This is a genomic window from Bradyrhizobium pachyrhizi, assembly GCF_001189245.1.
Classification (GTDB): Bacteria; Pseudomonadota; Alphaproteobacteria; order Rhizobiales; family Xanthobacteraceae; genus Bradyrhizobium; species Bradyrhizobium pachyrhizi.
In genome coordinates this window covers 316-8,237 of the sequence record NZ_LFIQ01000003.1, presented here as the reverse complement: position 1 = coordinate 8,237, position 7,922 = coordinate 316, and the positions used below count along the sequence as shown (strand labels likewise).

The window sequence follows — 7,922 nt, the reverse complement described above, 5'->3', positions numbered from 1 at the left end:
GTATCTCGAAGCCCGATTTGAAGAGCCGTCTTAATCGGTCGTGTATAACCGTCCGGTCTCTGCACACCTTCCTCCTCGTGTCATGTCGTTCCATTTCGGGTTCTCTGCTGCTGTGGAGATTCTCCGGTGGGACCGAAACACTTCCAGAACAAAGCTCGACGCGAGTGGTGGTCGCTGCACATCGAAGCGTGGCGCCGAAGCGGTCTCGGGATCCGCAAATATTGTCGTCAGCAACGTCTCACTGAGAATACGTTTCGGCGTTGGCTGAAGCAGCTCGTCGGTGAGGAGACCGCACGGAAACTCGCGGAATATCAGACGGACTTGCGCCGGGAGCAGCGCCGTGAAAAGCGAGAAAACGTGCTGCGAAGACGTCGGCGACGACGCTTTAGCGTGACCACGGACGTGCGTAATCGCGCCATGCAGGCGTTCTGGGCCATGCACGTCGAGGCGATGAACTGGAGCGGCATGGGCGTACGCGAATATGCCGCGGCGCTGTCCCTGTCGCCCTACGCGCTGCGCAAATGGCGTGACCGGTTGGCCGCCGGCGAGGTCGAAATCGACTGGCGCGCGCATCTTCATCCCTCCGCCCGCCCGGCCGTTAGCACTAGTGCCAGGAACTCAGCTCCCCAACGCCGCTTGACAGCCGCGAAAATCGGCGATCTGGCGGCGCCCGCCGCACCCCTCCGGCGCTTCTTCAGCGACGAGGAGAAGCTGGCGATCGCAAGGGAAACCGAGCAACCCGGCGCCAAAGTGTCCGCCGTCGCGCGCAAGCACGGGATCGTCACTGGGCTGCTGTTCCGCTGGCGCGTGCAATTTGGAATTGGGCAAACGAATCGCTCGAAACTCGCCCACGTCGCGCTCGCCGACACCGCAGCCGAGACGCGGGTTTTGCGCAACCTCGTCCGTTTGCCCGAGGGAATGGTGGCCGTTGAGCTTGCCGATGGAGGTCGCGTCTTTGCTCCAGTTGGTAGCGATCCGGATGCTGTGCGAGCGCAGATCGAGAGCGGAGAGATTGCACGATGATGTTCGTTCCTGCGGGCGTGAAGGTGCATCTGGCGTTGGGTTACACCGACATGCGTAAAGGCATGGACGGGCTCGCGATGCTTGTCCAGGACGTGTTGAACAAGGATCCGTTCTGCGGTCATCTCTTTGCCTTCCGCGGCAAGAAGGCATCGGTGTTGAAGATCCTGTTCTGGGACGGCAACGGGCTTTGCCTGTTCACCAAACGCATCGACCAAGGTGGCTTCGTGTGGCCCGTGATGGCCGGCCATGACGGTTCGATTACGCTCACACCGGCGCAGCTCGCGATGCTAATCGAGGGCATCGATTGGCGCGTTCCGGAACGCGTTTGGAAGCCCGCGATTGCCGGCTGAACAAAGAGATGACGCGCAAAAAACAGGGCTGAACTGGGCAGCGATTCTTCTACGAATCAGCATCTTCGAGTACCATCGGACATGCAGCTCGATCTCAACAATCTTCCTTGCGATCCTGAGCTTCTGCAGCGTCTGGTGTGCGACATTGCCGCTGCCATTGACGACCGCGATACTGAGATCGAGCGCCTCAAATCGATCATCAAACAGCTGCAGCGAATGCAGTTCGGACGCAGCTCCGAGCGCATTGATCCCGATCAGTTCGCGCTCGGCCTGGAAGATATCGACAGCGACATTGCCCGCGTTCAGGAAGGCCAGCCGGCGGTCATCTCCGAAGCTCCGACGGCGCAAGCGCGACGCAGAGCTTTGCCGGATCACCTGCCGCGCGAAGACGTTCGGCTCGATGTCGAAAGTGAGGTCTGCAACTGCTGCGGCGGCACTCTTCACCTGGTTGGCGAAAGCGTTAGCGAGATGCTGGACTGGGTGCCCGCTCAGCTTCGTGTTGTGCGCACCACGCGTCCCAAATACGCCTGTCGGGCCTGCGACAGGGTGATGCAGGCGCCCGCGCCGGAGCGGGTGATAGCCGGCGGCCTTGCAACGCCGGCGCTGCTCGCGCACGTGTTGATAAGCAAGTACTGCGATCACCTTCCGCTCTATCGACAGTCTCAGATCCTTGCCCGCCACAACGTCGATCTCTGTCGTTCGACGCTCGCCGGCTGGGTCGGCGGCACATGCTGGTGGCTCGAGGCGCTGCACGAACGACTGTGCAAGAACGTCTTCGCGTCCGACCATCTGTTTGCCGACGACACGCCGATCCCCGTGCTCGATCCCGGTCGCGGACGAACCAAGACGGCGCGGCTTTGGGTCTACGCCCGTGACCAGCGGCCATGGGGTGGACCCGAGCCTCCGGCCGCAATCTATTTGTTCGCCCCGGATCGCCGAGCCGAGCGACCCGTCGCGCATCTTGCGGACTTCAGGGGCATCCTGCATGTCGACGGATATGCTGGCTTCGAGCAGCTGGCCGACAAGGAGGGGATCACTCTCGCCGCGTGCTGGAGCCACTCGCGCCGCAAGTTCTACGACGTAGCCGAGGCCACCGGATCGCTTGTGGCAACACACGCCTTGCGCCGGATCGGCGAACTCTACGCGATCGAAGCGCGTATCCGCGGACGATCGCCCGCTGACCGGCTTGCTGAGCGCAGGACGTTCTCCAAGCCAATCGCTGACGCTCTGAATGTTTGGCTGGATGCGCAGCTCCGGCTCGTGTCGGGTCGCAGCACGCTCGCCGAAGCAATCCGCTATGCGCTCTCGCGCTGGCATGGATTGACGCGATTCCTGCATGATGGCCGCGTCGAGCTCGACACCAATCCCGTCGAACGCGCGATCCGTCCCGTCGCGCTCGGCCGCAAGAACCATCTGTTCGCCGGCAGCGACGGCGGTGGGCAGCGCTGGGCAGTCGTCTGTTCGTTGATTGCGACCTGCAAGCTCAACGACGTCGAACCTTACGCATACCTGCGTGACGTGCTGCGGAGGATGATCGACGGACATCCCGTCAACCGTCTCGACGAATTGCTGCCGTGGAACTGGAAGCCGGCTGATCATGTCAAGACCTGATGCCACGTGCAGCGGCCGGACGCATACGTCGTGCTTGTGCGCTGTCTTCGTTCTTTCGCCAATTGCTCGCTGTTGCAAGCCATGGCTTGCGAACCTGCAGATCTGGTCATTGCGATGCTCCCGAACTCGACCGAGGGACGAACACACCAATCGGCCGAGGGACCATAGGCGAAACATCGTGCATTGAGATTGCAGTCTTGGCGCCACTCGAAGGCATGAGTTCCGCCGATCGATCGCCCGTCCTCATCAGATGAAGTCGTGTGACGAGCGACGTTGCAGTTGCGGATGACTGCCGGCCGGCGGTCCACGTCGCAGGCAATTCGATGCCAAGCAGAGTTGCAAGCTTTACCACATACGCTTGCGTCTCTGCCGGCAAGGAGCCGCCCGCAAGGCGCGCATCATAGCGAGATGGTCCCGCGTTGTACGCCGCAAACACACCAGGCGAGCCATAGCGATCGAGCAGTTCACGCAGATACGCTGCGCCAGCCAGAATGTTGTCGTGTGGATCGTAAGGATCGCTGCCTAGATTATAGCGCTTGCGAAGTTCCGCCCAGGTCGCCGGCATGATTTGCATCAGGCCGATTGCGCCTTTGGGCGATCGGGCCTGCGCGTCTCCCGCGCTTTCGATGCTGAGGACCGAGCGTATCCAGGCTGACGGGATCGCAAAGCGTTGTGCGGCTTCGCCGATGAAGCCCGCGAACGAGTGGTTGGCCTGACGGATCGCTGGAAATGCGATCGGCCCGTCCTGAGCTGGAGCAACCTTGCCCGATGCGGTCAGAAGGAGCACCAGGGGCACCACACGCCCGACGGATCGAGCTAAGCATGCCGCCGTGCTCGCGCGCATCCACAGCAAAGCCGCTCCGCGCCGGCCATTCGGCCGCGCTGAACCGACACGGCGCGCGGCGGCTTCGCAAACATTAGTCGGGACGGAGGACTCGTCCCGCGATCGATCGAACAGAGGAATGGCAGGGCAAACACGTGGAACGCGCACGATTACTCCTCCCACGTCCACACTGGGAACGCACGTCCGATCACGGCGGAAGCCGGAAGAAATCCAAAGTATCGGCCGTCCAGGGAGTCGCTGGACTGCCAGTTCATCAGAAAGAGTTCGCCGTCTCCGACGACCCAACAGCCCTGCCATTTCGGCAGCGGCCGGCCGCTTCCGTCGCGATCGCGGGCCTCGCCGACTGCAATGTCATCAACCGAAATCGTGAGGCCGGTTCTGCAGACAGTCTGTCCGGGCAACGCGAGCACCCGTTTGAGCATGGGCACGCCGATGGGCAGATAGCCGTTAAGGTCGAGGAAGGTCGCAAGCGGCTCTGTCGGCTGAACGGCGACCAGTTCGGTAACCTGGAAGCGCGTTGTCGGTCGTAAGCGATAAAGACCGATTGGCACGCTCGTCGATGCATTCCAGATGTAGAGCGGAAGCGGCTCCAGAGCGACTGTCGCGACGAGCGCAGCGACGACCCCAAAGGTCGTGGTCAACGTCATCAGGCGGCCTCTCATCGCATCACTCTCTGGCGATGGAGCCAAGCCTGGTGGCGGGCTTTCGTGTAGGGACGCGGGTTTTCATTGACGGATAGACGGTTGTGAACGTGATGCCAATGATCCGGAGCGACGTCGGCGGGGTCGATGCCGAGCGCCTCGACGGCGTCGATCATCTGCAGCACGCGTTCGACCTTTGGCCAGCCGGAGAGCCGCAGCAAAATCTCTCCGCCGGGCTTTACATAGGGCACAGCCGAGCAGCGTTGTCCCGGCGCGACCGCACGCAAGATGTCGATCCGCGAAATGATCGTACCGAAGTCGTTGGAGGTCCAACGGACGAAAGCAAAGATGCTGCCTGGCGCGAATGACAGGACACGCCGGTGGCGATCGAGCTTCCGTTCCTTGACGATGCGACCGAACCGAATGCGGTTTTCGATACGCTTTTCGAGCCACAATAGTTCCACTTCGGTGAGATCGCTCATGCCGCCGCTCCTCGAAGCTCGAACCGTGGACCGTATGCTTTGAGCGTCGTAAAGCGCGTGTGCCGCTTCTGAAGATGAGCAGGCCTGGCGGCTCGGCGTTGCCGGTCACCTCCCATGCAAATTGTAGTCTGGTCGGTTACAAGAAATCGGGAAGATATCTGGTTAACCGGGGCACTGAATTGTGACCCCTCGCCGGCCGTGTTGCGGCAACGAAGCCTCGCAATGATCCCAGCACGGTGCTCTTCGGCGGTCGGCTGTGAAAGAAAACGACGAACATCTACGCAGGTCTTGACGTGTCGCTGGAGGCGACGAACATTTGTGTGGTGGATGGTGACGGCAAGCCCGTCCGGAAGGCGAAAGTCGAGACCGACCCGGACGCAATCGTGCTGGTCCTGGCAGAGTGGGCAAGCCACCTGAAGCGCGGCGGGCAGGAAGCATTCTCGTACAGCGCCTGGCTGTTGACGGCGCTGGAGGGTCTCCCCGTGATCTGCATCGAGACGCGCCATGCCAAGGCGGAGCTGAACGCGATGCCGAACACGACCTACCGAAACGACGCCAACGGTATTGCGCAGCTGACCCGGATCGGCTGCTTCCGCGCAGTCCATGTCAAGCTGGAGCGCGTGCAAACGTTGCGGGCGCTGCGGGTCGGACGGATGGCGCTGCTCGGCAAGCTGCTGGCTATGGTGAACACGATTCGCGACGAGTCGCGCCCGTTCGGGCTCAAGGTCGGCGAGATATCGGCGGGCCGCCTTGAAGCCATTAAGCACAGCGCAGGTTAGGCTGACCGCCCATTCTCCAGATTCCGGCATGTGGCGGCCCTGGCGCCGGCCACGGATATCAACGAGTTCTCCTCGACGAGCGAACTGCCGCAAAGGAACGCAAGGAGCGTAATGCGATGACGCCGACGTCGGTGATCGCGTGGCATTGCGCGCGACCCCGCCCGTACGTTCGAGAAAGGAATTGCATTGCAGTAAAGTGTTGCGCGTGAGAGAGCAAGCGTATGAGGTATCGCTGCAGGCGTCAGTCCCCGATGGCACGAGGGTCGCGGTCCTCGATAGCGCGAGTTGATTCACAGATTGTCCTCCGAATTTGGAATGAGACTGCGACGCGCAGGCGTGCCCCGTTAGGGATCAACAGGCCCCGGTACAAAGTTCAGCCGCTCGGTACCGTTCGGATCGCGCGTGAGTACGAACAGATAGCCGGGCAATGTCTGGCGTTGGACGATCTGACGTACGTCGTAGGCGAAGTGCATGAGCGGCAAGAAAATGCCGAAATCGGCATCGAGATGCACAAGGTCGGAGCTGCAGCCGCCGCGCCGGCGCCCACCGTGCTTGCGCAGGAGCCGGTAAGGCCAACGGTCCAGTCCGCCTATCAGATTGAAATGGGTGCGACCGATCGTCAGCACGAGCCCGTCATCAATCACACCCGTATAGAACCGATCAGGCAGGATCAGCTCGAGACCAAATGGACGCCCGTTTTCATCGACCGTCTCCTTCCACTCGTTGATCCAGGAGCAACGATGCCGTCGTCGTTCTGTTGGATGGCGGATCGAAGTCTGCGCTGTTATCGTTTGCGGTCTGTCGAGCCCGGTCTTTAGCCGGTCATATTCCCGCGCTCTGGTGTCGTGAGCGACAAAAGTCGAAATCTTGTAACGCGCTGCAGCCATCAAACGCGACGTCTTCAAACCGGTGTCACGCGCTTCGACGATCTGGTGCGCGGCCCAGATCAGAACATCTGCATCCCAAATGGCCGCCATGCCGTGTTTACGCATGGCTTCAACGCGAATTGCGATCGCGCCGGCACAGAAATCGATTGGCACGATGCGCTTTGTCTTTGCGACTGTGAAGAACGGATAAGCGATGAGATCCTGCGCGTCTCGTGGTACGAGATCGCCAGGAAAGGCACGAAAGGGGGCAAGCTGCTCGCGCTCGGAATAGCGGCGGCGCGCCGAGTATTTGATAACGGACATTGCTTAGCGCCGCTCTTTACCCGCGTAGGGAATTGGCGCATGCCGTTTTGCGGGCAGCACCGTGCCGCCACCGGGATCGGAAGTCGATTTCTTCTTGCCCAGTTTGGCCCAGGCTGTCAGGTCGGCAACCGAGTAGACCACACGCCCGCCGATCTTGTGATATTCCGGGCCAGTTCCATACGTTCGATGTTTCTCCAAAGTGCGACCGGACAAACTCAAAAAGCGAGCGGCTTCGGACGTTCGTAGGTAACGCGGCATCTTATCCGCGTTCGGATCGGACATTTGAAAAGCTCCGTGATCGTCTGGAGCGCGAACGAGGTTCGCCGCGCGTCGACGGCCACCATCGCGGAGTAGCAGCGCTTAAGGGGATGCCGAAGATGACGGAGTGATTTTCGATACCCTACGGAAGACCTATTCGTCTTCGCGCTCGGGCCACAGAAGCTTGCGGTAGAAATCGCCCATCAGCGATTGCGCAGGCGAACGCGGGGATAACGACGTCAGGCGCTTGCGCCTGCTATTTGGACGATTGATCAAAGTTTGGGCTTCGCGTGCATCCGTTCATTGTGCGCCAGAGTAATTGGGCCCATATGCCCGTTAGTCGCCATCAAACATCAACTCGGCTGCGTATGACGAGCCGACTTCCGGCGGCTCGTTTGACCAGATGCGGTGCTCCACCGAATCGATGCGCGGCACTGCAGTCCAGTCATCGGGCGCGACGCACCTGCCCGGCCGCGAGATCGAGCCGTAGCCGAGACGCTGACTTGCGAGAAACAGCCGATGCGGCTGCTGCGATCAAGATCGGCCGCGCTCATCGCGTTACCGAAGCCGGTAGCGTTCGACAAGAACAGGAACGATCGTTTTGGCTCAGCTCTCGTATAGCCCTGGATTTCAGGGAGATCATGGCCGTCAACCTGCATCGGAAGTACGACGATCTACAAATACGCAGGTGGAGCGAGCGAGCAGGTTTAAACCGCTAAAGCGTGGCGATCTCTCAGCAAGCAC

General features: G+C 61.0%; 9 protein-coding genes. 4 read left to right on the top strand and 5 right to left on the bottom strand.

Annotated features, from left to right (window positions below; translation table 11 throughout):
* Positions 1 to 126 precede the first annotated feature (126 nt).
* The 3 genes from tnpA (at position 127) to tnpC (ending at position 2,984) form a co-directional block, all read left to right on the top strand.
* Positions 127 to 1,023 carry an IS66 family insertion sequence element accessory protein TnpA gene (gene tnpA, locus AKL29_RS00070; protein WP_050382155.1) on the top strand — a complete coding sequence of 299 codons (897 nt, stop codon included), beginning with the start codon at positions 127 to 129 and terminating at the stop codon, positions 1,021 to 1,023.
* Entirely contained in the window at positions 1,020 to 1,373 is a 354-nt protein-coding gene (gene tnpB, locus AKL29_RS00065; RefSeq protein ID WP_050382153.1) for an IS66 family insertion sequence element accessory protein TnpB, read from the top strand. Before tnpA ends, tnpB begins: the two co-directional genes overlap by 4 nt.
* An 81-nt stretch (positions 1,374 to 1,454) precedes the next feature.
* Entirely contained in the window at positions 1,455 to 2,984 is a 1,530-nt protein-coding gene (gene tnpC / locus AKL29_RS00060) for an IS66 family transposase (RefSeq protein ID WP_050382150.1), read from the top strand.
* Between the two features lie 106 nt (positions 2,985 to 3,090).
* Here tnpC and AKL29_RS39980 read toward each other — a convergent pair whose 3' ends face one another.
* The 3 genes from AKL29_RS39980 to AKL29_RS00050 all read right to left on the bottom strand — a co-directional run bounded on the left by AKL29_RS39980 (position 3,091) and on the right by AKL29_RS00050 (position 4,951).
* Entirely contained in the window at positions 3,091 to 3,771 is a 681-nt protein-coding gene (locus tag AKL29_RS39980) for a lytic transglycosylase domain-containing protein (RefSeq protein ID WP_244481635.1), read from the bottom strand.
* Positions 3,772 to 3,977: 206 nt separating this feature from the next.
* Positions 3,978 to 4,490 carry a S26 family signal peptidase gene (locus AKL29_RS00055; RefSeq protein WP_050382148.1) on the bottom strand — a complete coding sequence of 171 codons (513 nt, stop codon included), beginning with the start codon at positions 4,488 to 4,490 and terminating at the stop codon, positions 3,978 to 3,980.
* Entirely contained in the window at positions 4,487 to 4,951 is a 465-nt protein-coding gene (locus tag AKL29_RS00050; protein ID WP_050382146.1) for a DUF2840 domain-containing protein, read from the bottom strand. The genes AKL29_RS00055 and AKL29_RS00050 overlap by 4 nt, the downstream gene beginning before the upstream one ends.
* Before the next feature lie 293 nt (positions 4,952 to 5,244).
* Between AKL29_RS00050 and AKL29_RS00045 the strand changes: the two genes are divergently transcribed.
* A complete protein-coding gene (locus AKL29_RS00045) occupies positions 5,245 to 5,730 on the top strand; it encodes an IS110 family transposase (RefSeq protein ID WP_050382145.1) in 486 nt (161 codons plus the stop codon).
* A gap of 344 nt (positions 5,731 to 6,074) precedes the next feature.
* On the opposite strand, the gene AKL29_RS00040 is transcribed toward AKL29_RS00045, so the two are convergent.
* Entirely contained in the window at positions 6,075 to 6,920 is an 846-nt protein-coding gene (locus tag AKL29_RS00040) for a replication initiator protein A (protein ID WP_050382143.1), read from the bottom strand.
* Between the two features lie 3 nt (positions 6,921 to 6,923).
* Positions 6,924 to 7,202, bottom strand: a complete 279-nt coding sequence (locus AKL29_RS39975) for a helix-turn-helix transcriptional regulator (RefSeq protein WP_082190415.1) — start codon at positions 7,200 to 7,202, stop codon at positions 6,924 to 6,926.
* Between the last annotated feature and the right edge of the window lie 720 nt (positions 7,203 to 7,922).